The following is a 25,589-nucleotide window of genomic DNA, read 5'->3' as shown; positions in this document are numbered from 1 at the left end:
TGCTATTGGGGATGCGGGTTTGGCCGGATCATCGGGGAAGGTAGATCGCCCAAGAATGTGCCTGGGACGCCGCGGACACGGAAGTTCCACAGCAGTCGATCTAGGCGCTGGAACTCCCGCAAAGGGAGCTGCGCTGGCTGGACAATCAGTCGTGATGCAGGCAGTCGTCGCAGAGGCCGAACTTCCAGGCGGCAGCGGTGACGCCGATGAAGCGATTATGACAATGGACGCATTCCATGTTGCCATATCCCCGCGGCGAAGGCGGTGACAGAGATCTCTGCGCCGCGATGTAAGTCTCGCGCCGACGCACCAACTCTTCGCGGACATCACGCCGCGAATAGGATACTTGAATTGCCATGACTGCCACCGCCCACTGAACTGATCTAGCCCTGCGCAATAGTCGCTGATGTTTCCCTTGGGTCAATTAGATCGATGGATTGACGTGGATCGCAACAGGCTGTGTCAGCCCATCGGACCTGTGCCCGACGACCCCAGGCGCCGCTGCCGCTGCTGAGCGTTTCAGCCTTGGCTTCCAGCCAGTGGCGGATATCGGCGGGAACATCCGCCGATCCGTTGAGCAGCGGATTGCGCGCCGTGCCTGGTAAAGACGTCGTGATAGTGGACGATCGACAACGGCAAGCGTTGCTGTTCGGCCGGAATCGGGTCGAACAGGTGGTGCGGAAAGTTGTGCGGTGCCGACAAGGTGCGCATCGTCAGGCCGCTGCCCGGTATGGCCAGCGACAGGCAGGCCTGCGAACTGTCCCACAGCTCGCTTCCCCGGGCGGAAACGCGCCGTGGCCCGCCTCGACACGATGGCTGACATTGGGCGCGAGCTTTGCTGCCACCGAACGCTCGACATAGCCGAGTAGCCGAGGATACGGTCTTCTCGCCTAACCACGACGAGGCCGCCATCGTAGCTCGCTTTGACCCCAGCCTTGTCGACGGTGGTCTCGATCATTGGCACCAGGTCGTAGTCGACGCCCAAAGTCCGGGACGGCGCCTGCCAATAACCGTCCCGAGGATCGGTCGTCGCGGCCATATGTGCACATGCCCTTGACGTCGACGGAGCCGAAGGGCGGCCGCAGCAACCTCCAGTGCCAGATCAGGTTCGCGGCAGAACAGCATGTCGCTGTCCAGGCCGATAAAAGGCAGGGGCAAAAAGCAGGTGGTGGCGGAACGACACGATCCCCCTTGTTTTCAATGGGCCTTCACCGCAGCAACTGCTTGCGGCCGGTGGGGTGGTAGGCAAAGTCGTCGACCACCGCGCCGCCGAGCAGATGTTCGGTGACTATGCGGTCGACGGCGGCCTCGGTGACCCCGCCGTAATAGGTGCCTTCGGGAAAGACCTGCAGCACCGGTGCCAGGTTACAGGGGCCAAGGCAGGTCGATTTGGCGCTCATCGTGCCGTCGCCGGTCACGCGCAGCTTCTGGCGGTCCTGCTGGTTGCGCAGGTGGCCCCAGATCAGGTCCGCGCCGGCGGCATTGCACGGGCCGCCCTGGCAGACCAGCACGCGGCGTTTCTGCGCCGGCACGAGCGAGCCCTCCGGAGCCAGCCTGTCGAGCGGCGGGATGGGCGGCGTCGCATCGGCGCCGGTGACGAGGTCGGCCATCATTGCAGCTAGCAGCGGGCTTTCGGCGAGGCCATGCGCGATGCGCACCGTCGGCCGAGGTGCCGCGTCCTCGGCCTGCCACCGGCGCAGCGACTTGGTGAGCCAGGCATTGAAGCTGGGCTCGATCGGCAGCATCAGCGGCAGGATGAGGATATCGGAGAAATCCTGCTGGCGAAGTGCCGCAAGCGCCTCGCGCAGCGACGGCGTGCCTTGTTCGGTGAAGCCGAAGCTGGTGTGATCGACGCCGGGCAACGCCGCGGCGAGATCACAGAGCTGCTGCATCTGCCTGTAGGGCGCGGCAGCAAAGGCCGACCTGGCGACGAGCACGATGGCACGTCTGGCCTGGGACTGCGCGGTCTCAACTTCTGTATTGTGCAAACGATCGATCCCTGGCCTGACTGCGGTCGGGATTGTCGCAACGCATGTTGGTGGAAGGCGATGGCCGATAGCGCCGCCTGCACGAACCTGCGCTCCGGTGGTACACCCCGCCCACGGAACATCACTCGGTCAGGCAGGTCTCCTGGCTCGCGGGTCTCGGCTCATTGCCTGCCTTCCCGGCCGTCGGCCAGTGACACAATCGGCAATGCGGCTCACCGCTTACAGTTGCGGGGCAGCTTCGGTTTCGCACCGAATTCCCTCTTAGCTTCCGCCCGAAAGCAGAAGAACCATAACCGCGCGGCAAGCTATATGCGGGCAGACGCAAGTCAAGGGTTGTCGATGGACAAGTACCTAGGCCAGCAATGCGCTGCCTTGCGATCGCTTGGCGTTGCTGGACATGGTCCAGCGATGGACGACGATTGCCAAGCAGCCCTTCCGATCATGACCGTGCGCCATCGGGGCGCATTGGTAGAGACCGGAGATGGACATGCACCCCAAGCGGAATAAGCCCAGGAATGCCAGGGCCGGCTGCCTTCTGTGCAAACCGCACAAGGCGAACGGCGCCTGCCCGAGGCATATCGACATGAAAATCGGCAACCGGCGTCGATATGAAGCGGGAAGCTCGCAGTTGCGATGTGAAGGCGTCCGCGGCTGATAAGCTTGTCTGCGCGACATCGGATGTGCGAGGGGACGCGCCCGCCCATTGATTGGGGGGGGGCAGGGCGGGCGCTAAGCTCGGGTGGTCCAAGGTGGGGTAAGGACGAGGTGAGCCTGTAGGTCGTTTAGAGGCTCCTAACGTAAGGTCAACCAACGCCAGCGAGCGGACGGCGCGGTCGTTCAACTTCTCGTGTAGAGCGGCTGGATCGCAAGCGGCGTCGAGCCCGTTCAGGGCAATCTGAGCGGCCGTCCACCGGTGCGTTGCCAGGACACCGGCGAGTGTCGTGAGTTACCGCCAACGTGAAGACGCTGGGAACGGCCACCAGGCGGGTCGCCAGAATGATTGCAGAGCAGCTTTGGCCTGTTTTCGTGGGCACCCCACCAATGTGGCCCGGCATGCAATCGCGACAGCCACAGGCGAGGATCGGAGGTGTCGATGATGTGCGCGGCGGCGGCTCACCGCGTGGGCGAACGCTTCGCCGAAGGCGTTGGAGCAGGCGCGCGACGAGCTTGCCGCACATGCGCGCCGTTGGCAGTGAGGACCGAAGTTACCGCTTCGCGGTGTCCGCGCTGCTCGCCAGGCTGGCAGGAAGGGGCTTGCTCGAGCATTTCAGATGCATGTCCCGGGCGAATTTCTTGCGCATCTTGGCGCGATGCTCCTTGCCGGCCATGGCGATGCCGAGCCCGTATGGGCCAAGCAGCAGCCCTGCCGATACGCTCAGGGTTTCTTTCTCTTGCGCTGCGTAGTTCGCCGCCTCAGCTCGAGCTTTCGTGCAGTCCGCTGACCGCCATTTGGAATCCTTGGCAGAGAGTGTGGTGGCATAGTCGGCGGGCTGGGATGCACAGCCGGCAACTGCGAGCATCGTCACCGCAGCGAGCAGTTTGGCCTTCATCTATGAGTCCTTGCTAAACATCCGTCCATCAACACAGACAGGGCTGATTCCGCAAGGGGCGGCGGAAGAACACCAACATAGGAATATGCCTCTTTATCATAAGGAAACAAAGTTGCCTGAATTGAGGGCGTCGGCTATGCAGGGGTGTCTTAAGGGAGGAGAATGCCATGGCGAACAAAACAATCCTCAAATTTGGCCAGCCGGAAGGTGCAGATTCCAACGACCTACCGGGATGGGTGGTGGTCGACGGAAAGCCGACGATGAAAACGGCCGTCCAGCATACGACCGGGGATGGCAAGGTGCTGTCGGGAACGTGGCAGGCCACGCCAGGCACCTACCACGCCAGCTACACCGACTACGAGTTCGTCCACATGATCTCGGGTCGCATCATCATCACGCCGGATGGCGGCGCGCCCGTCGAGGTTGGGCCGGGCGACGCGTTCGTCGTGGAAGCGGATTTCAGGGGCACCTGGAAGATCATCGAGCCGGTGACGAAGCACTTCGTCGTTACGCTGGGATCGTAGGAAACACCGCGCAACCGGCGGGGATATCTCCATCGGCTGTCGAAGAAGGCTGCCGGCCGGCTCGTGCACGCGGGCGAACGCCTGATTGATTCGACCTGGTTCCGACAGTGAGCGGAACCAGGCGCACCGGTGATGCCTTGCTGGCTTAATTTCCTTGGGAAAAGGCTGGTGCAGCTTTGAATGATCAAACAACGCGAGATGCATCGCGCATGTTGCGTTCCCCGGCCGAGAATGAGCATTTTTCCAAGCTTTGCGGCCAGGACTATCGCTCGCTGCGCGACCACCACAACATCACCATCGACCTTGTCCGCGGCTGTTGCGGGCTACCACCTGTGCTTGCAGAAGGTTGACCTTTGCCCGATCTGGTTTATTTAGGCCCCGGGCAGGTATGGGGTGGTAATTCATGTTGGCAGTGGTGAATTCGCTGTGGATCGGCAACAGATTGGGGCCGGTCCACGCGGGGTGTCTGAGGTCGTTTCTTCGAAATGGGCATCGTGTCGTTCTGCATGTGTTTGACCGGCCGGAGGACGTGCCTGAAGGCGTCGAACTTTTCGACGCCCAACGGTTGATGGCTCGATCGGAAATCGTTGCGCATGAGACGACCGGTAGCCTGGCTTTGGCGTCGGATATCTATCGGTACCGCATCCTGCGGGCGGGCCTCGGCATATACGTGGATTGCGACGTCTATTGCCTGAGGCCGATCCAGCAGGAGGAATTCCTCTTCGGCTGGGAATCCGACAAGGCGATCAATGGCGCCGTGCTGGGGCTGCCTTCGCAGCATCCGGCGCTCAATGAGCTGATCACGGCATCCAGCGATCCTCATTTCATTCCATGGTGGTATCGAAGCACAAAGAGACGGTTACTGCGCCTGCGCAAGGCCATGCGCCTGCCTGTCCCGGTATCCCGCCATCGTTGGGGTGTCATTGGACCGCAGCTGTTGACCAACGTCACCCGGCGCCACGAAATTGCAGCTTCGGCCAAGCCGATCGATGTGTTCTATCCGGTCAGCTACCAGAACACCAACCTGCTCTTCGATCGCGGGCTGTCCTGGCCCGATGTAGCAACCAATCGGACGCTTGGCGTTCACTTGAGCGCGTCGGTCATATCAGGACGCGAAATCATACGCGGCAGCCTTCTGGACGCCGTTGTCACTCAATAGCTCGTTTCGAGACTGCACTGATGTCGCTGAAGAGCCGGCTAAGCTCCTTTCGTCGCGTGTATCTGGCTGCGCGCACCGTCGACACGCCGCCGACGCTTCTGTTCTGGTGGGGAAGCTACGGCTACAGGGGCGGTCCGACGATCGGCGACCTGATGGCGGTCGACAACCTGTCATCGAGGCTGCGTCTGCGCGGCGTCGAGCACGCCGTCATTTCGCATCCGGAACTGCAGATTCCGGGCCATCTGCCGGTTGATGATCTCTATGCCATCAAGCCTGCGAAAAAGCTCGTGTTCGTCTGTGGTCCGATCACCTACAGTCGCGACCTGAACGACCTTTTGTCTGTCCACAGGCTAGCGACCAAGATCGCGGCAGGCGTCAGCGTCCTTCCCAATCACGCCAGGATGAATCGCCGCTTCCATCACATTGTTGGCCGTGATGGCGTCGATCCACCGTATTTCGATCTCGCCGTTTCGGAGACCGTTGAACCCACTGGAAAGGAGAGGCTCGAGACCGCAGGTGTTTGCCTGCGTGGCCCTCAAGGCGAGTATGGCGCCAGGCGAGTTGCGATGGCACCTCAGGCATTGGCGATGTTCCAAGATGTGGTGCGCGGGTCGACGCTACACCCGATCGAGATCGACACGGTGCTATCACCTGAGAATGGTCCTGGGAAGATCCATGCCGGGTTCGCACGATCCGACATCGTGCTGACGACCCGCATGCACGGGGCGCTGTTGGCGCTCGCCGCAGGAAAGCCGGTGATTGCGATCGATCAGGTTCCCGGTGGAGCTAAGGTTTCAGCCGTGGTCGGCAGGACCGGTTGGCCATTTGTGTTCCAGGCGGAAAAGGTGTCTGCCGAAACGGTGCGGGCGGCTCTTGACGAATTGCGCGCCGGCAATTGGCGGGCCCATCTGGTCGGAGCCCAGGCCAGGATCCGTGCGCTTGTCGAAGATGCTCTCGCGGCAAGCGTCGACGCCATCACGGAGTGATCCGTCTGCACCTTGTGGGGCGAAGGACAGTCCCGAAATGGGCATAGATTTCCGGTGCCGCGTGGGCATCTGGAAGGAGCTGATTTTCCTGGGAAACTGGTGCCGCTTGCGTGACTCGAACACGCGACCCCATCATTACGAATGATGTGCTCTACCAACTGAGCTAAAGCGGCTTCCAGGCAACGCAGCCTGGCGGCCGCGCGACGGTGTGTGCCTGATAACTTCAAAGCGCTGCGATTGCAAGACGCCTTCTGAGGCTTTCGACAGGCGGGACAAACGTGCTGCCTGCCGGATATTCAGCGCGCCGGACGGCACCGGAACAGGTCGGGCGCCGACGGTTTACGGATGTTGTCAGCCCGTGATGCGGGCCTTGGCCGCAGCATATTCGGTGGCGAGGCGCTCGACCAACTCGGCGACGGGCACGACCTTGTCGACGGCGCCGATACCCTGGCCGCAGCCCCAGATGTCTTTCCAGGCCTTGTACTTGGCCGCTTCCTCGAAATCCATTTTCGACGGATCGGAGACGGCGAGGTTGTCGGGGTCCATGCCGGCTGCGCGGACCGAGCCCTTGAGGTAGTTGCCGTGGATGCCGGTGAACAGGTTGGAATAGACGATGTCGGCGGCCTTGGATTCGACGATCATCTGCTTGTAGTCGTCGCCGGCGCGCGCCTCCTCGGTGGCGATGAAGGGCGAGCCGATATAGGCGAGGTCAGCACCCATGGCCTGGGCCGCGAGCACCGCACCGCCATTGGCAATGGCTCCGGACAGGAGCAGCGGGCCGTCGAACCACTGGCGGATTTCCTGGATCAGGGCGAAGGGCGACAGCGTGCCGGCATGGCCGCCGGCACCGGCAGCGACCGCGATGAGGCCATCGGCACCCATCTTGATCGCCTTGCGGGCGTGGCGGTCGTGGATGATGTCGTGCAGCACGATGCCGCCATAGGAATGGACGGCCTGGTTGACCTCCTCGACAGCACCCAGCGACGAGATGACGACCGGCACCTTGTATTTCACGCACAGGCGCAAATCGTGCTCGAGCCGCTTGTTGGACTTGTGCACGATCTGGTTGACGGCGAAGGGCGCGGCCGGCCGATCGGGATTGGCGGCGTCATGGGCGGCGAGATCTTCCGTCACCATCGCCAGCCATTCGTCGAGCTGAGCCTCTGGGCGGGCGTTGAGCGCGGGAAACGAGCCGACGACACCGGCCTTGCATTGGGCCAGCACCAGCGGCGGATGCGAGATGATGAACAGCGGCGCGCCGACGACGGGAACACGCAGATTCTTCTTGAGGATGTCAGGCAATGCCACGCGTCTCTCCCGGGTCTAGAAATTGACGTTTCCGTAAACGTCACTCCATATAGCAGATCGGGCACGATCGACAATGCACGAGTCTGGGCACGAGCATGGGCACGAGTCCTGGACACCAGTCCGGCGGGCTTGCCGTCGCCGGTTTGCGGCGTCCGCTGCGAGGCGCGACTTGTTTTGCCGGCCTTGCCGCCCATTGCACCCATTTTGGCCGACATTTCGCTCGCGGTGCCGTTGATTGATGTCTTTTCTGCCGCTAACCATCTGGCAACACTGGCGCGTTGCGAGGAACATCGGTTGGATTCGATCGAAAAAGCGATCCGGAACGCTTTCGAAAAAGGCGATCCCGAGAATCGCGAGTTTCGCGAAAAGGTCTATCGTGCCGCCTTCGGTGCGCTCGACCGCGCGCTCAAGGCCAATCCGGCGATGACCGTGGAGGCGGCGATCGGCCGCCGCAAGTCGCTGCAGGCAAAGATCACCGAGATCGAATCGGAATTCATGCCCGCGGCCCCAGCGGTTTCGCTCGGCCAGGCCGGCGCGGCCCCGGCGCCTGATATCTCGCTCAACGGCAATGGCGCCGCCAGCGCACCGTCGGTTTCGATCGGCACCCCGGCGGCGGGTATCACCCCCGTCGTGCCCGACATCATGCCCGACGCAGTGTTGCCCGGCGGACCGCCGATCGCAATCACGGAGAAGCGCAGCCGCGCGGAACGGCGCGCCGCCGACCGTGCCAGCGCGCGGGCCGAACGGCGCCGGCCTTATGCCGCGATGTTTCTTGCCGTGACCTTGCTTGCCATGGGCGGCATCGGCGCGTGGTGGGCGGTCCAGACCGGCCAGTTCAAGTCGGCGGCCGAGATCGACACCTCGGTGCACAATCCGCCGAAGCAGCTTGAAAGCGAGGATTTTTCGCCGACAGACGCCGGGCCGGCGCGGCCGGGCGAGGTCGACCAGTCGCGCAACTGGATCACCGTGTTCACGCCGACCGACCCGACCGATGTCAGCGCCCCGGGTGGTACCTCGGCTGAGGTTGCCAAGGACGACACCGGCAGCTTCCTGCGCATCCGCTCGGGCAACACCGGCTCGGCGATCGTCTTCGACGTCGGCCGCGGCGTGCTCGAACAGATCGCCGGCAAGCATGCGGTGTTCGACATCATTGCGCGCGCCGAGGACGGCAAGGAAACGCAGATGGCCGTCGACTGCAATTTCGGCGAGCTCGGCGACTGCGGCCGCAAGCGCTACCTCGTCGGCTACCAGCGCGGCGAGTACCTGTTCGAGATGGACGTGCCCGACAAGGAACCGGGTGCCGCCGGCACCATTGCCATCAACTCGGACCTGACCAAGGAAGGCAAGGCCGTCGACATCTATGAGATCAGGGTCTCGGTGACGGAGTAGCCACGGAATCCGCCGGGCATATCCTGGCAGAAAACGGTGCCCGGATGGGCGACTAGTCGAGCAGCGCTTGCAGCGTCTCGATGCGGTCGGCCTCGGCCGGCGGCTTGTCCCAGCGCAGCCGGGAGATTCTGGGAAAGCGCATGGCGACGCCCGATCTGTGGCGGGTCGAGCGGTTGAGGCCCTCGAAGGCGACCTCCAGCACCAGGCCGTTGGCCCTGTCGGCGCGCACCGAGCGCACCGGGCCGAAACGCTCGACGGTGTTGTCGCGCACGAACTTGTCGATCTGCTTGAGCTCCTCGTCGGTAAAGCCGAAATAGGCTTTTCCCACCGGTACCAGCTCTTCCTGACCTTCCGCGCCCGACCAGACTCCGAATGTGTAGTCGGAATAGAAGCTCGAACGCTTGCCGTGGCCGCGCTGGGCATACATCAGCACCGCGTCGACGGTGTGCGGGTCGCGTTTCCACTTGAACCATGGGCCCTTGGGGCGGCCGGCGAGATAGGGCGAATCCAGGCGCTTGAGCATGACACCTTCGATGATCGGGTGCGGCGGTTCGCGCCGCATCGCCTCCAACTGCTCCCAGCTGTCGAAGGCGACCAGCGGCGACAGGTCGAAGCGGTCGGGGTCGAGCGTGGCGATGAAGGCTTCAACACGGGCGCGGCGCGTCGTGAAGGGCAGCTCGCGCAGATCCTCGCCGTCGAGCTGGAGCAGGTCGTAGCAGCGCACGAAGGCGGGATAGCGGTCCTGCCTCTTGGCTGACACGGTCTTGCGGTTCAGCCGCTGCTGCAGGTCGGAGAAGGTGCCGGTCGCCTCGCGGGGTGAGCCGACGAGCAGCTCGCCGTCGAGTGCCGCGTCGAACTCCATTGCCGCCACCAGGTCGGGGAAGGCGCCGGAGACATCGTCGCCGGTGCGCGAATAGAGCCTGCGGATGCCGCCCTCCGACACCGCCTGGACACGGATGCCGTCCCATTTCCACTCGGCGGCGTAGTCGGTGGGGGCGAGTTTTTCGAGGTCGCCGTCGCCGACAGGATTGGACAGCATCACCGGCCGGAACAATGCGCGGGCAGCCTTTTCAGGCTTCGTCGCCTTGCCTTCCAGCCAGGCGAACAGGCTGGTGTAGGGTGGTGTCAGTCCGTGCCACAGCTCCTCGATCTCGGCGACGTCGACGGAACCGAGATCGGCCAGCGCCTGTTTGGCGAGGCGGGCGGAGACACCGATGCGCAAGCCACCGGTGACGAGCTTGATGATCGCGAAGCGGGCGGAGGTTTCGGCCTGATCGAGCAGCCGGGCGAGCACGGCTGGCCCGTCGGAACGGCTGGCGGATTGCAGTTTCTGCACGACCTCGGCGAGTGTGATGTCGTGGTTGGGCCGGCTCTCAGGCGCATCCGGCCAGACCAGCGACACCGTCTCGGCAAGGTCGCCGACATAGTCGTAGGAATAGCCGAACAGGATAGGGTCCATGCGCTCGGAAACGAGCTGGCGCAGCATCGCCGGCTTGACCGAGGCGATGTCGAGTTCGCCGGTGATGGCGGCAAGGGCCAGCCCGCGATCGGGATCCTCGACCGCGCGGAAGTGGTCGGTGATGAGCTTCAGCTTGCCGTTGCGCGATGGCGTCAGCACCAGACGGTCGAGCAGTTCGGCGAAGCGGTTCATGGGAGAACCACGCCGCGCGAGGTCCGCGCTCTACGTTGCCCCCTGTCCTGCCGGACATCTCCCCCGCAAGGGGGGAGATCAGGCGCGCCTCCGGCGGCCCCATATCTTCGACGGTTGCGATTGGCCAAGGCCGCGATGAGGGCCGATCTCCCCCCTTGTGAGGGGAATGCCCGGCAGGGCAGAGGGGGGCGCTGTCCCGCAGTGTTTTCCGTCCTGTGACGGACAGTAGGCCAGACAGAGGAGCGAGCAATGCTACGGGGCTGGACCATCCTCAATCCCCCTCATCCTCATACCCCACCAGGTGCAGCGGCCTCGCAGCAATCCCGTTGAGCTCGCACCAGCGTACCAGAGCTTCCTCTCGGCCATGGGTAACCCAGACCTCGCCGGCGCCGGTTTCGGTGATGGTGGCGGTCAGCTCGTCCCAGTCGGAGTGGTCGGAGACAACGAGCGGCAGTTCGACGCCACCTTGCTTGGCGCGCTGGCGGATGCGCATCCAGCCGGATGCGAAGGCGGCGAGCGGGTCGGGGAAGCGCCGCGCCCAGCGGTCGGCGAACGTGGCGGAGGGGGCGACGATGATGGCGCTGGCGAAGTCGGCCTTGTCGCTATCCTCGACGGTTGCCGGTCGGAGGTCGCCGAGGTCGACACCCTGGCTCTGGTAGTATTCGCTGAGCTTGGTCAGTGCCCCGTGGATGTAGATCGGCTTGTCGTAGCCCTGGTCGCGCAGCAATCGCATCACCCGCTGGGCTTTGCCGAGTGCGTAGGCGCCGACGAGATGGGCGCGCTCGGGAAACTGCCGGGTCGATTTCAGCAGCTTGCCGATCTCCTGGGAGGCGTCGGGATGGTGGAAGACGGGCAGGGCGAAGGTGGCCTCTGATATGAACACGTCGCAGGGTACGACCTCGAAGGCAGTACAGGTCGGATCCCTGGCGCGCTTGTAGTCGCCGGAGGCGACGATGCGCATGCCGTTGCGCTCGACCGAAATCTGCGCCGAGCCGAGCACGTGGCCTGCGGGGTGGAATGACACGGTGACGTCGCCGAGCCGGATCTTCTCGCCCAATGGCATCGCTTGGGTGGTCCCGGCGAAGTCAGGCCCGCAGCGGATCGCCATGATGTCGAGCGTTTGGCGCGTCGCCAGCACCTTGGCGTGGCCAGGGCGGGCATGGTCGGAATGGCCGTGGGTGATGAGCGCGCGGTCGACCGGCCGCACGGGGTCGATGTAGAAATCGCCTGGCGGGCAGTAGAGCCCTTCGGGACGGGAATGGAGGAGGTCGCTCGGCCGCATCTCCTCAAGATAGGCATTTGCCGCTTGCGTGGAAGCCCGGTTTGGCAGTAATGCGCGCCACCCTCCTTGTCATGGATGTCGCGCTTGACGCCGTTGCAGCTCTCCTCCAACGACCTGCTTGCCGACCGGCGGGCGGACTATGCCGAAATGCTGTTCGCCTCAGGCGACCATGCCGCCGCCGCCGAACTGATGCTCGGCGCGCTGGAACTCGCCCCCGGCTGGGCCATGGGCTGGTTCCGGCTCGGCGAGATGCAGGAAGCTGCCGGCGAGATGCGGGCCGCCGCAGAGGCCTGGCGCATGTCGCTGAACCTCGAGCCGGCTGATCGACCCGGTGCCGCGCTCAAGCTGCAGCTGATCGGGGCGGCACCTGCCGAGGACAGCCCGCCCAGCGCCTTCGTCGAAATGCTGTTCGACCAGTATGCGGAAAAGTTCGACCACGCGCTGGTCGAGACGCTGCATTATCGCGTGCCGGAACTGCTGACGGCGGCGATCGGCGCGACCGGGCGCAACACATTCGCGCACGCCGTCGATCTCGGCTGCGGCACCGGGCTGATGGGCGTGAAACTCCGGCCAGTGACGAAGCGCCTCGACGGCTACGACATCTCGGCAGAGATGCTCCGCAAGGCACGCGACAAGGGCGTCTACGACTATCTGATCAAGGCCGACCTGCAGGAGTTGGAGCCGGTGGGGCAGACGGCCGATCTCGTCACCGCGGCCGACGTGTTCATGTATCTCGGCGCGCTCGACCGGGTGTTTGCGAGCGTGATGAAGATGCTGGCACCGGGTGGTGTGTTTGCGTTTTCGGTCGAGCGTCTTGCGGGCGAAGGGGTGTTCGATCTGCAGGAGTCCAGGCGCTATGCCCATTCCGAGGCCTATGTGCACGGGCTGATCGCCGCTGCTGGATTACGCCTGCTGTCGCTGGGGCACGCGGTCATACGCCAGGACCGCCGCACGCCGGTCGAGGGCCTGATCGTGGTGACGGACCTGGCGGTCTAGCGCCGACTGCTGCTCGGGCTGCCGAGCATGCCGCGCGAGCGCAGCGGCTTTTCAGCCGGTTTGGCAGTGGGGGCCACCTGATGCTGCAAGGCCGCCAATTGGGCCTGAAGGTCGCGGACGAGCTTTTCCAGGTCGGTGATGCGGGCTTCGTGGGAGGCGGTGTCTGTCATGGGCGAAGGCTCTCAGTTTTTGAGGCCATCTGATACGGCGGTGCCTGGAACGCAAGCCTGCTGCGTCACGTTCCTTCCCACCCTCCTCTGCCCTGCCGGGCATCTCCCCCACAAGGAGGGAGATTAGTCGCTTCGGCGCCGTGCCATTCCTGCCGCGTCGAAGCGCGTCCAGTCTGATGAAGTATTTCCGCTCTGCTGTTGAAGACTGGACGAAGCGCTGGTGAAGGCCTGATCTCCCCCCTTGTGGGGGAGATGCCCGGCAGGGCAGAGGGGGGTGGGAGGGAACGAGACCTTGGCCGGTTGGCATGCAGCTGTCCTTGATCCCTGTTTGTTCCAGATTTCGCTTGGCGCAGCCCGATCGCCGCGCTAGGCATGGGGCGTGACGAGCCAAGCGCGACTGGAACCGAATTCGACTGGCGCGATGCTGCCGGAGCCATTCCTGCGATGGTTCGCCGAGCGCGGTTGGTCGCCGCGTGCCCATCAGCTCGATCTGCTCGCCAGTGCACAACATGGCAATTCGGTGCTGCTGATCGCCCCCACCGGGGCCGGCAAGACGCTGGCCGGTTTCCTGCCGGCGCTGACGGATCTTGCCGTCAGGCCGAAGAAGCGCCCCGGTGAGCCGCAGCGCGGCGTGCATACGCTGTACATCTCACCGCTCAAGGCGCTTGCCGTCGACATCGAGCGCAATCTCGGCAAGCCGGTCGACGAGATGAAGCTGCCGATCACGATGGAGACGCGCACCGGCGACACGCCGCAGCACAAGCGCACGCGCCAGAAGCTGTCGCCACCTGACATCCTCTTGACCACGCCCGAGCAGCTGGCGCTGCTGATTGCATCGCCCGACGCAGACCGTTTCTTCAACGGGCTGCGCTACATCGTGCTCGACGAGCTGCATTCGCTGGTCACCTCCAAGCGCGGGCACCTCCTGGCACTCGGCCTGGCGCGGCTCAGGGCCTACGTGCCTAACCTGCAGGCGATCGGGCTGTCGGCGACGGTGGCCGAGCCGGACGAGCTCAGGCGCTGGCTGGTCAGGCAGAATCCGGCAGGCGAGATGGCCGACCTCATCACCGTGTCGGGCGGGGCCAGGCCAGAGATCACGATCCTCGATTCCGAGGAGCGTGTACCGTGGTCGGGGCATTCGGCGCGATATGCCATTCCCGAAGTCTATGACGCGATCCGCCGGCACAAGACGACGCTTCTGTTCGTCAACACCCGCAGCCAGGCGGAGCTGTTGTTCCAGGAGCTGTGGCGCGTCAACGACGACAATCTGCCGATCGCCCTCCATCACGGCTCGCTCGACGTCGGCCAGCGCCGCAAGGTCGAGAAGGCGATGGCCGACAACGTGTTGCGTGCCGTCGTCGCAACCTCGACGCTCGATCTCGGCATCGACTGGGGCGACGTCGATCTCGTCGTCCATGTTGGCGCCCCCAAGGGCGCGAGCCGGCTCGCCCAGCGCATCGGCCGCGCCAACCACCGGATGGACGAGCCGAGCCGGGCGATCCTGGTGCCGGCCAATCGTTTCGAGGTGCTGGAGTGCCGGGCCGCACTCGAGGCCAATTATCTCGGCGCGCAGGACACCCCGCCGCTGATCGACGGCGCGCTCGACGTGCTGGCCCAGCATGTGCTGGGCTGCGCCTGTGGCGCGCCCTTCGTCGCAGACGAGCTTTACGCCGAAGTAACATGTGCTGCTCCCTATGCCGGGCTAGACCGCGACAGTTTCGACCGCGTCGTCGATTTCGTCGCCACCGGCGGCTACGCGCTGCGCAGCTACGAGCGCTACGCCCGCATCCGCAAGACCAAGGATGGTAAGTGGCGGGTGTCCAATCCGCGCATTGCCCAGCAATACAGGCTGAATGTCGGCACCATCATCGAAGCGCCGATGCTGAACGTCCGTTACACCAGGGCCAAGGGCAAGGTCGGCGCGGGCACGGCAGCAGCACTGACCCTGCGCGGCGGGCCGGTGCTCGGCAAGATCGAGGAGTATTTCGTCGAGACACTTTCGGTGGGCGACATGTTCATGTTCGCCGGCAAGGTGCTGCGCTTCGAGGGCATCCGCGAAAATGAGTGTTATGTCTCGACGGGCGGCGCCGGCAACGTTCTGGTGCCGTCTTATGCCGGCGGCAAGTTTCCGCTGTCGACCTATCTCGCCGACCAGGTGCGCGGCATGCTGGCCGACCCCGCGCGCTGGAAGGCGCTGCCTGAGCAGGTCGCAGACTGGCTGCGCATCCAGCAGGAGAAGTCGGTGCTGCCGCGCAAGGAGGACCTTCTGATCGAGACTTTTCCACGCGGCGAGCGCTTCTACATGGTGGCCTATCCCTTCGAGGGGCGGCTGGCGCACCAGACGCTCGGTATGCTTCTGACCCGCCGGCTGGAGCGCATGGGCGCGCGGCCGCTGGGCTTTGTCGCCACCGACTATTCGCTGGCCGTCTGGGCGCTGGGCGATCTGGGGGCGATGTTCAGGGCGAAAGAACCGTCGCTGGGCGAACTGTTCGACGAGGATATGCTGGGCGACGACCTCGAGGCCTGGTTGGCCGACAGCTGGCTGCTCAAGCGCACCTTCCGCAACTGTGCCGTCATCGCCGGGCTGATCGAGAAGCGGTTTCCCGGCCAGGAAAAGAGCGGCCGACAGGTGACTGTTTCAGCCGACCTCATTTACGACGTCTTGCGCAGCCATGAGCCCGACCACCTTCTGCTCAAGGCGACGCGGGCGGATGCAGCCAGCGGGCTGCTCGATGTCAGGAGGCTTGCCGAGATGCTCTCGCGCATCCGCGGCCGAATCGTGCACAAGATGCTCGACCAGATTTCGCCGCTGGCGGTGCCAGTGATGCTTGAGATCGGCAAGGAGCCGGTCAATGGCGAGGCGCACGACTCCCTGCTTCTGGAGGCGGCGGATCTGATCGATGAGGCGATGGGAAGCGCATGAACATAGCCGCGCGCGAACTGACCAGGGCAGGCTGCGAGACGATCGCGGTCGCTGGCGTGCGCGCCGCCTGCGACTGGCGCGGCGTGGTGCATTTCCCTGAGCTCGACCTGCTCGTCGTCTCCGACCTGCATCTGGAGAAGGGCTCTTCGCACGCCCGCCGCGGCCGGCTGATCCCACCCTATGATACGGCAGCGACGCTTCAACGCCTGGCCGTGGTTGTGGATGACTACCAGCCGCGCACAATCGTCAGCCTCGGCGACAGTTTCCATGACGGCGAGGGCGCGGCGCGCCTGCCCGAACCATTCCGTGACAGCCTGATGGCGATGATGGTTGGGCGGAGCTGGTTCTGGATATCAGGCAATCACGACCCCGACGCGCCCGACGATCTGCCGGGCGAAACGGTAGAGGAATTGGCGGTCGCAGGCCTGGTGTTCCGCCACGAGCCGTCGAAGGGCCATGCCGAGGGCGAGGTCGCCGGCCACCTGCACCCCTGCGCCCGCATCGTCCAGCGCGGCCGCTCGGTCCGTCGCCGCTGCTTCGCCAGCGACGGAATGCGCCTCATCATGCCCGCCTTCGGCGCCTTCACCGGCTCGCTCAACGTGCTCGACCGGGCCTATCGCGGCATGTTCCGGGAAGGGGCGCCGACGGCTTACATGATCGGGACGAGCCGGGTCTATCCGATTGCAGGGTCGCTGCTCAGGCCGGGTTGATGTCGTTTTGACTGCTCGGCAGTCGCTCCTTGCCGTTCTCCAGGTCTTGCCAGTGACGGTGTAGGCTCACCGCGAATTCTGCGCTGCAAAACAGCCACCGCGGAGGGGAGCAACAGGGCGTCCGACGCCGGTGTCGAGGACTGCCGCCATATCAGGCACGGAAGCATCGGAAGAGACGGCACGCGGCCCTCAAACGTAAAACGACCCGGCACGGTCTCCCGCGCCGGGTCGTTTCGTCAACACGCAGTCGCCTTGTTAGCTGGCAGCACTTGCCTGCACGGCGGTGCGCTCAGCCAGGAGCTGGCGGACGACGGCCATGTGGTTGTTCAGTTCGCCGATCGCCTCATCGAGCAACTGGCGCTGCTTCTGCAGGCGACCGAGCTGCTTGTCCGACTTGTCGAGCGTCAGGCGCAACTGCTTGGCGTTGGTGCCGGTCGGGTCGTAGAGGTCGATCATCTGCTTGACGTCGCGCAGCGAGAAGCCGACCTTCCTGCCGAGCAGGATAAGCTTCAGCCGGGCGCGGTCGCGGCGGGTGTAGAGGCGCGTCGCACCTTCGCGCTTGGGGTTGAGCAACCCCTTGTCTTCGTAAAAGCGCAAAGTACGGAGCGTTACGCCGTACTTCTTTGCCATTTCGCCGATGCGGACATAGTCCTCGCCGGAGAGATTGTTTTCATTGGCCGCAACATCGGCGACCGATACAAGTTTCATCATCTACTCTGCTATCCCCAATTGCGAGCAATGGCGGCAGGGCCGGCCGGTGCTCTGATGGAAGCCGGAGGGGGCAAGGCTTCCGATCGTGGTTTCTACGTAAATGCTACAAAAAGACGGCGATCTGTACACGTCTTACGTTTACGTAAATGCTATAACGATCTGGCCTACCCTACGCAAGGGAAATCTGGCCGAACCGACCGCCAAGGCGGGAACACAACGTCGCACTTTCTTAAGCTTGGTTAAGAGCTTGTTTACCACGTTGAGGGAAATGTAGCCGTGTCGGTTTCCCCCGTGGTCATCATGTACCGAATTGTTCACGGTTTCGGAAGGCGGCGAAATGCCCGAGGAGCCAAAACCCGCGGCAAATCGCAGCCTCCGTCCCGGCAAGGCTTGAGACTTCTGGTTCCGGCACCAGCACTCTGACCAACGGGCGATTCGATGAACAGCAAGCGGTCCTATCTCGATTCCCTCAATGACGGCAGGCAGCGCCGCCCGCTTGCCTCGCTCGACGAGCTCAATCGCTCGCTCGAAAATCTCGAGGCTCGGCTTGAGCGCCAGCGCAACGAGCAGCGCGATGCGCCTGCCGAACCGTATCGCGCGCCACAGCGCCATGCGCCGCCTGCCGGCTACACGCCGCGCGGCGAATATGGCCGCACCACACCCTATGAGCGCCCTTACCAGGCGATCGCCCGCGACATCGACCGCGCCCGCGGCCAGGAAGATGGCGTTGCCGCCGTCGGCAAGATCGCCGGCGAGCTCCGCGCCCTGCGTGAAGAGATGCGCCACCAGATGAGCACCGGGCTGCAGCGCGAATTCGACCTCCTGCGCAAGGACATCGACCGCGCCAGCCAGTCCGGCGCCGTCGGGTCGCAGGCCGTCGAGCTGGGCCTCGAGCTGGAGCGCCTGTCGGGCGCTATCCACACGCTCGCCGAACGCAGCGACGACAAAAGCGTCAACACGCTGCGCCTCGAACTCGAGCAGGTCCGCCGCTCGCTCGGCGAGCTGGCGCGCGAGGAGACCGTGCTTTCGGTCGACCGCCGCTGGGACGAGTTCGACCGCCGCTGGGACGCATTCGCCGACCGCATGTCGGAAGATGCTCGCCAGCGTCCCGAAGATCCGGCGCTTGCTGCCCTTGCCGGCCGCCTCGAACAGATCAACGACGCCGTCAACAACCTGCCCGAATCGCTGTCGCTGCTGTCGATCGAGGACAAGGTCCGCACGCTTGCGGGTGCGGTCGAGCAGTTCGTGCGCCAGCGCGACAGCCATGGCGACGAGATGTTCAGCCTGATCGACGAGCGCCTCGACGAAATCTCGCGCGCCATCGTCGCCTCGACGGTCGCCGCCCAGACGCCGCACTTCAACCCCGAGCCGTTCGAGCGGATCGAGGTGCGCATTGCGGCCCTTGCCCATCAGATCGAAGAGATCACCGCGGAGCAGCCGACCGCCGAGATCATCGACCGCCTCAACACACTGTCCGAGCGTGTCGACGACATCGCGCAGCGCAGCGACATCCCCGAGCAGGCTGTCGAGCGTCTGACGCGGCAGATCTCGCTGATCGCCGACAAGATCGAGCGCACGCCCGCCGCACCTGACGCCGGCCTGATCTTCCAGGGCATCGAACAGCGCTTCGACGCCCTGGCCGACGTGTTCGAGCGCCGCCAGGGCGATGCCTTCGAACATGGCAACACATTGTTCCGTGACCTCGAGCGTCGCCTCGAAGACCTGGGCGAGCGCCTCGATCGCCAATCGGCACAGCCCGCCGCCGATCATTCCGGCATCATGGAAGCGATCGATGCGCGCTTCACCGCCTTCGCCCAGCGCCTCGAGACCAATCGCCCCGACCCGGCGAATGAACTGGCGATGCGCGGGCTCGAAGCCCGGCTGGACGACATCTCCAACCGTCTGGAAATCTCGGCGGCACAGGTGGCGAGTATCGACCCCGACCTGATCCGCGGTCTCGAAGCCCAGGTCAGCGAGCTGTCGAACCATCTGGCGCGGCCTGGCTCGCCGCTGCCCGAGTTCGCAGACGTCCGCCCGCGCCTCGAGGAAATCGAGCGCGCGATTTCTGGCAATCATCATGCGCTGGTCGAAGCAGCCCGCCAGGCCGCCGAGGACGCGGTGCGTTCCTTCTCCGGCTCGACCACCGAAATCGCCGCGGTGACCGGCCTTGCTCAGGACCTGAAGGCGCTCGAAGCGCTGACCCGTCGTTCCGACGAGCGCAACGGCAAGACCTTCGAAGCGATCCACGACACGCTGCTGAAGATCGTTGACCGGCTTGGCTCGATCGAGACCAGCGAAGCGCCGGCGCCTGTCGAAGCCCCGCCCGCTTCCGTCGCAGAACTGCTGTCGACCACCATGCTGTCGCCGGCGCCGAAGCTTTCACTCAGCGAAACGCCGTCGCTGCAGCCGGAGGCGCCGGCACCGCTGCCCGAGGCCAATCACACGTTCGGTCGTCGCGCCAGTGACAGGCCCGACGACGATCGCCCGGCGCGCAGCCCGGCCCAAGCCGCCGCCGAAGCCGCTGCGGCAGTTGCAGCCCTTGACGGTGTCCGCACCGAAAAGAAGGAGCAGAAGCCGGCCAGAACTTCGATGCTGAGTGGTCTCGCCCGCGCTTTCACCAGCAAGAAGGCCAAGCCGCAGCCGCCGGTCGTCGAAGCTGCCGAACCCGTCGTCGAGGCACCGGCGCCCGGCATGGCGCTCGACGCGCCGCTCGATCCCAAGATCGCCAACCGTCCGCTGGAACCCGGTTCGGGCGCGCCCGACCTCAACGCCATCATGCGCCGCGTCCGCGACGAACGTGGCGACACGGTGCGCCCCAACGAGCCCGACGCTTCGAAGTCCGACTTCATTGCCGCCGCTCGCCGTGCCGCTCAGGCCGCGGCCGCTGAGGCGGATGCGGCCAAGCGCAGTTCCGACCTCAAGGGCCCGGTGCGCGCGCTGCGGATCGGCGACCTGATCAAGTCGCGGCGCAAGTCGGTGCTGATGGCCGTCGGCGCCGTGATGCTGGCGCTCGCCGGCATGCAGCTCGGCAAGGCCTTCATCAGCGACCCGATCGAGACGGCAGGCGTCACCGTCGCTCCGGCGGCATCGCAACCGGTCCAGACGGCAGCCGTGGTGCCGGCAAAGCCGGTTGTGACAGCCGCTGCGCCTGTCCGCAATGTCGACAAGCCGGAGACGGCGAGCGCGACCGTCGCCGAGCCCGAGCAGATCGCCGACGTGTCGGTCGACCAGTTGCCCGCCGCTGCCGCGCTCGACAAGACCAGCACCCAGTCGATACCTGCACAGCCTGTAACCACCGAGACGATCAAGCCCTCCGTCACCCCGGCAGCCTTCATGCCCGAGGCCGTTGGACCGGAGGCGTTGCGCCAGGCAGCGAACGCCGGTGACGCCAAGGCGCTCTATGAGATGGGCTCGCGTTATGCCGAGGCGCGTGGCGCCAACGCCGACATGAAGGCAGCTTCCCAGTGGTACGAAAAGGCCGCCGAGCTCGGTTTCGCGCCGGCACAATACCGCATCGGCAACATGTACGAGAAGGGCACCGGCGTCGAACGCGATGCCATCAAGGCCAAGACCTGGTACCAGCTCGCGGCTGCCCAGGGCAACGCCAGCGCCATGCACAATCTGGCGGTGCTGTTTGCCATGGGTGCCGACGGCACTGTCGACAACGACTCGGCCAATCGCTGGTTCACCAGCGCCGCCGAACTTGGCATCAAGGACAGCCAGTTCAATCTCGGCATCCTTGCTGCCAAGGGCGTCGGCATGAAGCAGAACCTCGAAGAATCCTATAAGTGGTTCGCCATTGTCGCCAAAGAGGGTGACAAGGATGCCGCCGCCAAGCGCGACGAGATCGCCAAGGCGCTCAGCCCCGAGCAGCTCAAGCGCGCCGAGGAGACGACGGCACTGTGGCAGCCCAAGCAGCTCGACGCGGCCGCCAATTCGGTCGTCGTGCCGGCTGCCTGGCAGGATGCACCGGCCGCCAACATCGACATGAAGCGGGCGGTGCAGAACATCCAGGCGATCCTCAACAAAAACGGCTACGAAGCCGGCAAGCCCGACGGCATGCTGGGTCAGAAGACCAAGGACGCGATCATGGCCTTCCAGAAGGACAATGCGCTGGCGCCCACCGGCACTGTCGACGAGCCGCTGGTCGAGGCGCTCCTGGCGCGCAAATAGTTAGCGACAGCTGATATCAGGTGACCCGCCTTTACCGGCGGGTTAACTGATTGAGTTATTTTTCGTTTTGTGTCCGGTGAAGTTTGACTTCGCCGCAATGTCGGCGCAAGTACCCGGTAGCCAACAAGCTCCCAGGGATGGGCGTCGGCAACAATTCGATTTGCAGAGTCTGACGGGTGGGCATTTATCTCCCGATTGCTGAGATGTCGGTCAATGTGTTCGTGCTCCTGGCGATGGGTGCGGCGGTCGGCTTTCTGTCTGGTATGTTCGGGGTCGGCGGCGGTTTCCTGATCACGCCGCTTCTGATCTTCTACAACATCCCGCCTGCCATCGCTGTCGCCACCGGCGCCAACCAGGTCATCGCCTCGTCCTTCTCCGGCGCGCTCGCCCATCTCAAGCGCGGCACGCTCGACTTCAAGCTCGGCACGGTGCTTTTGATCGGCGGTATCGCCGGCTCGGCGGCCGGCGGCTTCGTCTTTGCGCTGCTGCGCGCCATAGGCCAGCTCGACCTGTTCATCTCTTTGCTCTACGTCGTCTTCTTGGGCACCGTCGGCGGGCTGATGCTGATCGAAAGCGTCAATGCGCTGCGGCTCACCAAGGGCGGCGTGCCGCCGGCCCTGAAGAAGTCGGGCCAGCACAACTGGATCCACCGCCTGCCCTTCAAGATGCGCTTCCGCACCTCGAAGCTGTTCGTCTCGGTCATCCCGGTGCTCGGCATCGGCGCCGGTATCGGCTTCCTCTCCGCCATCATGGGCGTCGGCGGCGGCTTCATCATGGTGCCGGCGCTGATCTATCTGCTCAAGGTGCCGACCAACGTCGTCGTCGGCACCTCGCTGTTCCAGATCGTCGTCGTCTCGGCCTTCACCACCTTGGTGCACTCCTCGACCAACCAGACCGTCGACATCATCCTGGCGCTGGTCCTGATGGTCGGCGGCGTTGCCGGCGCCCAATACGGCGCCAAGGCCGGCCAGAAGCTGCGCGGCGAACAGCTGCGCGCGCTGCTCGCACTGCTGGTGCTGGCGGTTGCCTTGCGCCTCGGCTTCGACCTGTTCGTCAAGCCGCAGAACCTCTATTCGCTGACCGGCGTGAGCGGGCTGTTGTGATGCGGGTCGCGGCATGTCTCGCAGCCCTGATGCTCGCGGCAGCGGGGCCAGTGCGCGCCCAGGAGCCGGCGCATCCCGAAAGCATCCAGATCGGGCTTTCGACCGACCGCGTCGCCATCACCGCCGACTTCGCCGGTGCCGACCTCACCATCTTCGGGGCGCTCGAAAACGCCGACCCGCTGATCAACCGCCAGGGCCGCTACGACGTCTATGTCGTGCTCGAGGGTCCGGCGCGGCCGGTGGTGGTGCGGCGCAAGAGCCGCGTGCTCGGCATGTGGATCAACACCCAGTCCGAGACCTTCGTCAACGTGCCGATGTCCTATTCGGTGGCGACCACCCGCCAGCCGCAGGACATCACCGATCCCAACAACTACCGCCAGCTCTCACTGGGCGCCAACAACATCTACATGGAGCCCGAGGACAAGCGCGACAGCCCGCTGACCATCCAGGAGTTCACCGAGGCGCTGCGCGAGCGCAAGCTGGCGACCGGGCTCTACTCCGACAATATCGGCGGCGTGCAGTTCCTGTCGCAGAGCCTGTTCCGCGCCACGCTGCACCTTGCCCCCAACGTGCCGGTCGGCACCCACAAGGCGCGTGCCTTCCTGTTTCGCAACGGCATCTTCATCAAGGAAACCTCGGCCCAGCTGGCCATCGTCAAGTCGGGCTTCGAGCAGACCATCTTTCGCTTCGCCACCGACCACGGCTTCGGCTACGGCCTCTTTGCCATCGGGCTGGCCATGCTCACCGGTTGGCTCGGCAGGATCATCTTCAGGAAGGACTGAAGGGGAGGCCAAGCTCTGTGCTTCCGCTCGGTGGTCGCCGGCACTCGACGGCTGACTGGCTATCGCATCCTCATATCGGCAAGTCCGGCACCGGCGTTGTCACGGCGACATTGGCAAGGGCGGAAGCAGCCAAGCAGCAGGCGCCTGCGCCTTTCCGCCCGGCCAGCGCCTGCTCAGTGCTGACGACCTCCTAAAAAGCTCAAAACGCAAGGAAAATTTCGCCGAATTGCGGATTCGCAAAAATTGACGTTTACGCAAACGTCAATTTTTGCTAATCGCGGTTCGACAAGCGGTTCCCCGTCGCATACCGTCTGGCCGGAACCGGCTCACATTTGCTGGAGGAAGAGCAATGCCGACATTTCGCGCGCCGGTCCAAGACACACTTTTCGTGCTCAATGACGTGCTCGGCTACGAGCGCTACAGCAACCTCGCCGGCTTCTCCGACGCCAGCCCGGACGTGCTGGAGGCGATCCTCGCAGAGGGCGCCAAGCTCGCCGAAAACGTCATGCATCCGCTCAACCGCGTTGGCGACATGGAGGGCTGCGTCCGCAACGACGATGGCTCGGTGACGACGCCCAAGGGCTTCAAGGAAGCCTTTGACCAGTATCGCGAAGGCGGCTGGATGGGGCTGGCCGTACCAGTCGAGCACGGCGGGCAGGGCCTTCCCTACACTGTTCATTCAGCTGTCGGCGAATACATGTCGGCCGCCAACATGGCGCTGATGATGTATCCCGGCCTGACGCAAGGCGCGATGGCCGCGATCCTCGTCCATGGTTCGGACGAGCAGAAGGCGACCTGGCTGCCGAAGATGGTCGAGGGCACCTGGACCGGCACCATGAACCTGACCGAGCCGCATTGCGGCACTGATCTCGGCCTCCTCCGCTCCAAGGCCGTGCCGAATGGCGACGGCTCATATCGGATCTCCGGCCAGAAGATCTTCATCTCGGCCGGCGAGCACGACATGTCCGAGAACATCATCCATCTGGTGCTGGCCCGTATCGAGGGCGCGCCGGAAGGCGTGAAGGGCATCTCGCTGTTCATCGTGCCGAAATTCAAGCTCGACGCTTCGGGTAACCCCGCCGCGCGCAACACCGTTTCTTGCGGCTCGATCGAGGAGAAGATGGGCATCCACGGCAACTCGACCTGCGTCATGAATTATGACGAGGCCGAGGGTTTCCTGATCGGCGAGGCCAATGGCGGCCTGAAGGCGATGTTCACGATGATGAACGAGGCGCGCCTCGGCGTCGGCCTGCAGGGCCTGGCGGTTTCCGAAATTGCCTATCAGAACGCCGTCGCCTATGCCAAGGACCGCATCCAGGGCCGCTCGCTGACCGGGCCGAAGGCGCCTGACAAGAAGGCCGATCCGATCATCGTCCACCCCGACATCCGCCGCAAGCTGATGACCATGAAGGCCTTCAACGAGGCCGGCCGGGCACTGGTGCTGTGGACCGCCATCAATTCCGACGTCGCCCACCGTTCCGAGGACGGCGCCGAGCGCCAGGCTGCCGACGACCACATGGGTCTGATGACCCCGATCGTGAAGGGTGTGCTGACCGACAAGGGCTTCGAGCATGCCGTGATGGCGCAGCAGATTTTCGGCGGCCACGGCTACATCGAGGAGCATGGCATGAGCCAGTTCGTGCGCGATGCCCGCATCGCCATGATCTATGAGGGCGCCAACGGCGTGCAGGCGCTCGACCTCGTCGGCCGCAAGCTCGGCCTCAATGGCGGCCGCGCCGTGCAGGCCTTCTTCAAGGAAGTCGGCGAGTTCTGCGAGGCCAATCGCGGTGACGAGCAGATGGCGCCCTACACCAAGGCGCTGAAGAAGGGCCTTAACGACCTGCAGGCAGCGACCATGTGGCTGGTGCAGAACGGCATGGCCAATCCGGACAATGCCGGTGCCGCCTCGACCGACTATATGCATCTCTTCGGCCTCGTCGCGCTTGGCTACATGTGGGGTCGGATGGTCAAGTCGGCGCAGGACAAGCTGGCAACAGGCGCCAATGGTTCGGCTGATTTCTACGAAACCAAGCTGGTGACGGGGCGCTACTTCATGGAGCGCGTCATGCCCGAGACCTCGGCGCATCTCGCGCGCCTGTCGACCGGTTCGGCGACGATGATGGCGCTCGCCGCGGAGGCGTTCTGATCGAAGACCTGGCGGCCGTTCGCGGCCGCCTCGCAATT

Annotated in this window: 19 protein-coding genes, 1 tRNA gene and 1 riboswitch; of the genes, 12 read left to right on the top strand and 8 right to left on the bottom strand. The window is 64.6% G+C overall.

Annotation, left to right across the window (positions count from 1 at the left end):
- Positions 1 to 1,208: 1,208 nt before the first annotated feature.
- Positions 1,209 to 1,988 (bottom strand): (2Fe-2S) ferredoxin domain-containing protein, encoded by a 780-nt coding sequence (locus H5P29_RS27895; RefSeq protein ID WP_246670886.1) that lies wholly within the window; start codon positions 1,986 to 1,988, stop codon positions 1,209 to 1,211.
- Positions 1,989 to 2,102: 114 nt separating this feature from the next.
- Positions 2,103 to 2,295, bottom strand: a riboswitch (cobalamin riboswitch).
- Positions 2,296 to 3,193: 898 nt separating this feature from the next.
- A complete protein-coding gene (locus H5P29_RS27890) occupies positions 3,194 to 3,538 on the bottom strand; it encodes a hypothetical protein (protein ID WP_154386917.1) in 345 nt (114 codons plus the stop codon).
- A gap of 167 nt (positions 3,539 to 3,705) precedes the next feature.
- Here H5P29_RS27890 and H5P29_RS27885 point away from each other — a divergent pair, with 167 nt between their 5' ends.
- The 4 genes from H5P29_RS27885 to H5P29_RS27870 all read left to right on the top strand — a co-directional run bounded on the left by H5P29_RS27885 (position 3,706) and on the right by H5P29_RS27870 (position 6,207).
- Entirely contained in the window at positions 3,706 to 4,062 is a 357-nt protein-coding gene (locus H5P29_RS27885) for a cupin domain-containing protein (protein WP_067965465.1), read from the top strand.
- A gap of 209 nt (positions 4,063 to 4,271) precedes the next feature.
- Entirely contained in the window at positions 4,272 to 4,412 is a 141-nt protein-coding gene (locus H5P29_RS27880) for a hypothetical protein (protein WP_154386918.1), read from the top strand.
- 53 nt (positions 4,413 to 4,465) lie between these two features.
- On the top strand, positions 4,466 to 5,221 hold the full coding sequence (locus tag H5P29_RS27875; RefSeq protein ID WP_154386919.1) for a glycosyltransferase: 756 nt from the start codon (positions 4,466 to 4,468) through the stop codon (positions 5,219 to 5,221).
- Between the two features lie 20 nt (positions 5,222 to 5,241).
- The gene (locus tag H5P29_RS27870) at positions 5,242 to 6,207 is read left to right on the top strand and encodes a polysaccharide pyruvyl transferase family protein (protein WP_182575556.1); all 966 of its coding nucleotides are present in this window, start codon (positions 5,242 to 5,244) and stop codon (positions 6,205 to 6,207) included.
- 97 nt (positions 6,208 to 6,304) lie between these two features.
- Here the strand turns inward: H5P29_RS27870 and H5P29_RS27865 are convergent.
- Positions 6,305 to 6,380, bottom strand: a tRNA-Thr gene (locus H5P29_RS27865).
- 178 nt (positions 6,381 to 6,558) lie between these two features.
- On the bottom strand, positions 6,559 to 7,515 hold the full coding sequence (locus H5P29_RS27860) for a nitronate monooxygenase family protein (protein WP_185910216.1): 957 nt from the start codon (positions 7,513 to 7,515) through the stop codon (positions 6,559 to 6,561).
- Positions 7,516 to 7,809: 294 nt separating this feature from the next.
- Here H5P29_RS27860 and H5P29_RS27855 point away from each other — a divergent pair, with 294 nt between their 5' ends.
- Positions 7,810 to 8,904, top strand: coding sequence for a hypothetical protein (locus H5P29_RS27855; RefSeq protein ID WP_154386921.1), 1,095 nt, complete (start codon positions 7,810 to 7,812; stop codon positions 8,902 to 8,904).
- A gap of 52 nt (positions 8,905 to 8,956) precedes the next feature.
- Here the strand turns inward: H5P29_RS27855 and H5P29_RS27850 are convergent, their stop codons facing one another.
- Positions 8,957 to 10,555: a cisplatin damage response ATP-dependent DNA ligase gene (locus tag H5P29_RS27850; protein ID WP_154386922.1), complete on the bottom strand. Its 1,599-nt coding sequence runs from the start codon at positions 10,553 to 10,555 to the stop codon at positions 8,957 to 8,959.
- Between the two features lie 271 nt (positions 10,556 to 10,826).
- Positions 10,827 to 11,837 carry a ligase-associated DNA damage response exonuclease gene (locus tag H5P29_RS27845; protein ID WP_154386923.1) on the bottom strand — a complete coding sequence of 337 codons (1,011 nt, stop codon included), beginning with the start codon at positions 11,835 to 11,837 and terminating at the stop codon, positions 10,827 to 10,829.
- A gap of 84 nt (positions 11,838 to 11,921) precedes the next feature.
- On the opposite strand from H5P29_RS27845, the gene H5P29_RS27840 reads away from it, so the two are divergent.
- The gene (locus H5P29_RS27840) at positions 11,922 to 12,833 is read left to right on the top strand and encodes a methyltransferase domain-containing protein (protein WP_246670887.1); all 912 of its coding nucleotides are present in this window, start codon (positions 11,922 to 11,924) and stop codon (positions 12,831 to 12,833) included.
- Here H5P29_RS27840 and H5P29_RS27835 read toward each other — a convergent pair.
- Positions 12,830 to 13,003: a hypothetical protein gene (locus H5P29_RS27835; RefSeq protein WP_154386925.1), complete on the bottom strand. Its 174-nt coding sequence runs from the start codon at positions 13,001 to 13,003 to the stop codon at positions 12,830 to 12,832. The genes H5P29_RS27840 and H5P29_RS27835 overlap by 4 nt on opposite strands.
- Positions 13,004 to 13,424: 421 nt before the next feature.
- Between H5P29_RS27835 and H5P29_RS27830 the strand changes: the two genes are divergently transcribed.
- Positions 13,425 to 15,926, top strand: a complete 2,502-nt coding sequence (locus tag H5P29_RS27830) for a ligase-associated DNA damage response DEXH box helicase (protein ID WP_154386937.1) — start codon at positions 13,425 to 13,427, stop codon at positions 15,924 to 15,926.
- Positions 15,923 to 16,636 carry a ligase-associated DNA damage response endonuclease PdeM gene (gene pdeM / locus H5P29_RS27825; protein WP_154386926.1) on the top strand — a complete coding sequence of 238 codons (714 nt, stop codon included), beginning with the start codon at positions 15,923 to 15,925 and terminating at the stop codon, positions 16,634 to 16,636. The genes H5P29_RS27830 and pdeM overlap by 4 nt, the downstream gene beginning before the upstream one ends.
- A 255-nt stretch (positions 16,637 to 16,891) precedes the next feature.
- Here pdeM and H5P29_RS27820 read toward each other — a convergent pair whose 3' ends face one another.
- Positions 16,892 to 17,344, bottom strand: coding sequence for a MerR family DNA-binding transcriptional regulator (locus tag H5P29_RS27820; RefSeq protein WP_067967102.1), 453 nt, complete (start codon positions 17,342 to 17,344; stop codon positions 16,892 to 16,894).
- A 441-nt stretch (positions 17,345 to 17,785) separates the two neighbouring features.
- Here H5P29_RS27820 and H5P29_RS27815 point away from each other — a divergent pair, with 441 nt between their 5' ends.
- The 4 genes from H5P29_RS27815 (at position 17,786) to H5P29_RS27800 (ending at position 25,551) form a co-directional block, all read left to right on the top strand.
- The gene (locus H5P29_RS27815; RefSeq protein WP_154386927.1) at positions 17,786 to 21,520 is read left to right on the top strand and encodes an SEL1-like repeat protein; all 3,735 of its coding nucleotides are present in this window, start codon (positions 17,786 to 17,788) and stop codon (positions 21,518 to 21,520) included.
- Between the two features lie 176 nt (positions 21,521 to 21,696).
- Entirely contained in the window at positions 21,697 to 22,623 is a 927-nt protein-coding gene (locus H5P29_RS27810) for a sulfite exporter TauE/SafE family protein (protein WP_067963116.1), read from the top strand.
- Positions 22,623 to 23,405: a TIGR02186 family protein gene (locus tag H5P29_RS27805; RefSeq protein ID WP_067963119.1), complete on the top strand. Its 783-nt coding sequence runs from the start codon at positions 22,623 to 22,625 to the stop codon at positions 23,403 to 23,405. Before H5P29_RS27810 ends, H5P29_RS27805 begins: the two co-directional genes overlap by 1 nt.
- Before the next feature lie 349 nt (positions 23,406 to 23,754).
- Positions 23,755 to 25,551, top strand: a complete 1,797-nt coding sequence (locus H5P29_RS27800) for an acyl-CoA dehydrogenase (protein WP_154387165.1) — start codon at positions 23,755 to 23,757, stop codon at positions 25,549 to 25,551.
- Positions 25,552 to 25,589: the final 38 nt, after the last annotated feature.

The organism is Aminobacter sp. MDW-2 (genome assembly GCF_014250155.1).
Lineage (GTDB): Bacteria > Pseudomonadota > Alphaproteobacteria > Rhizobiales > Rhizobiaceae > Aminobacter > Aminobacter ciceronei.
The sequence above is the reverse complement of the archived record's forward strand: the minus strand, read 5'-3'. Positions and strand labels throughout refer to the sequence as shown.

Coding starts and splice junctions, on each gene's coding strand:
- H5P29_RS27890 (WP_154386917.1), bottom strand. CDS start 3,538: ATGAAGGCCAAACTGCTCGCTGCGGTGACGATGCTCGCAGTTGCCGGC.
- H5P29_RS27885 (WP_067965465.1), top strand. CDS start 3,706: ATGGCGAACAAAACAATCCTCAAATTTGGCCAGCCGGAAGGTGCAGAT.
- H5P29_RS27880 (WP_154386918.1), top strand. CDS start 4,272: ATGTTGCGTTCCCCGGCCGAGAATGAGCATTTTTCCAAGCTTTGCGGC.
- H5P29_RS27875 (WP_154386919.1), top strand. CDS start 4,466: ATGTTGGCAGTGGTGAATTCGCTGTGGATCGGCAACAGATTGGGGCCG.
- H5P29_RS27870 (WP_182575556.1), top strand. CDS start 5,242: ATGTCGCTGAAGAGCCGGCTAAGCTCCTTTCGTCGCGTGTATCTGGCT.
- H5P29_RS27850 (WP_154386922.1), bottom strand. CDS start 10,555: ATGAACCGCTTCGCCGAACTGCTCGACCGTCTGGTGCTGACGCCATCG.
- H5P29_RS27845 (WP_154386923.1), bottom strand. CDS start 11,837: ATGCGGCCGAGCGACCTCCTCCATTCCCGTCCCGAAGGGCTCTACTGC.
- H5P29_RS27835 (WP_154386925.1), bottom strand. CDS start 13,003: ATGACAGACACCGCCTCCCACGAAGCCCGCATCACCGACCTGGAAAAG.
- H5P29_RS27830 (WP_154386937.1), top strand. CDS start 13,425: ATGCTGCCGGAGCCATTCCTGCGATGGTTCGCCGAGCGCGGTTGGTCG.
- pdeM (WP_154386926.1), top strand. CDS start 15,923: ATGAACATAGCCGCGCGCGAACTGACCAGGGCAGGCTGCGAGACGATC.
- H5P29_RS27820 (WP_067967102.1), bottom strand. CDS start 17,344: ATGAAACTTGTATCGGTCGCCGATGTTGCGGCCAATGAAAACAATCTC.
- H5P29_RS27815 (WP_154386927.1), top strand. CDS start 17,786: ATGAACAGCAAGCGGTCCTATCTCGATTCCCTCAATGACGGCAGGCAG.
- H5P29_RS27805 (WP_067963119.1), top strand. CDS start 22,623: ATGCGGGTCGCGGCATGTCTCGCAGCCCTGATGCTCGCGGCAGCGGGG.
- H5P29_RS27800 (WP_154387165.1), top strand. CDS start 23,755: ATGCCGACATTTCGCGCGCCGGTCCAAGACACACTTTTCGTGCTCAAT.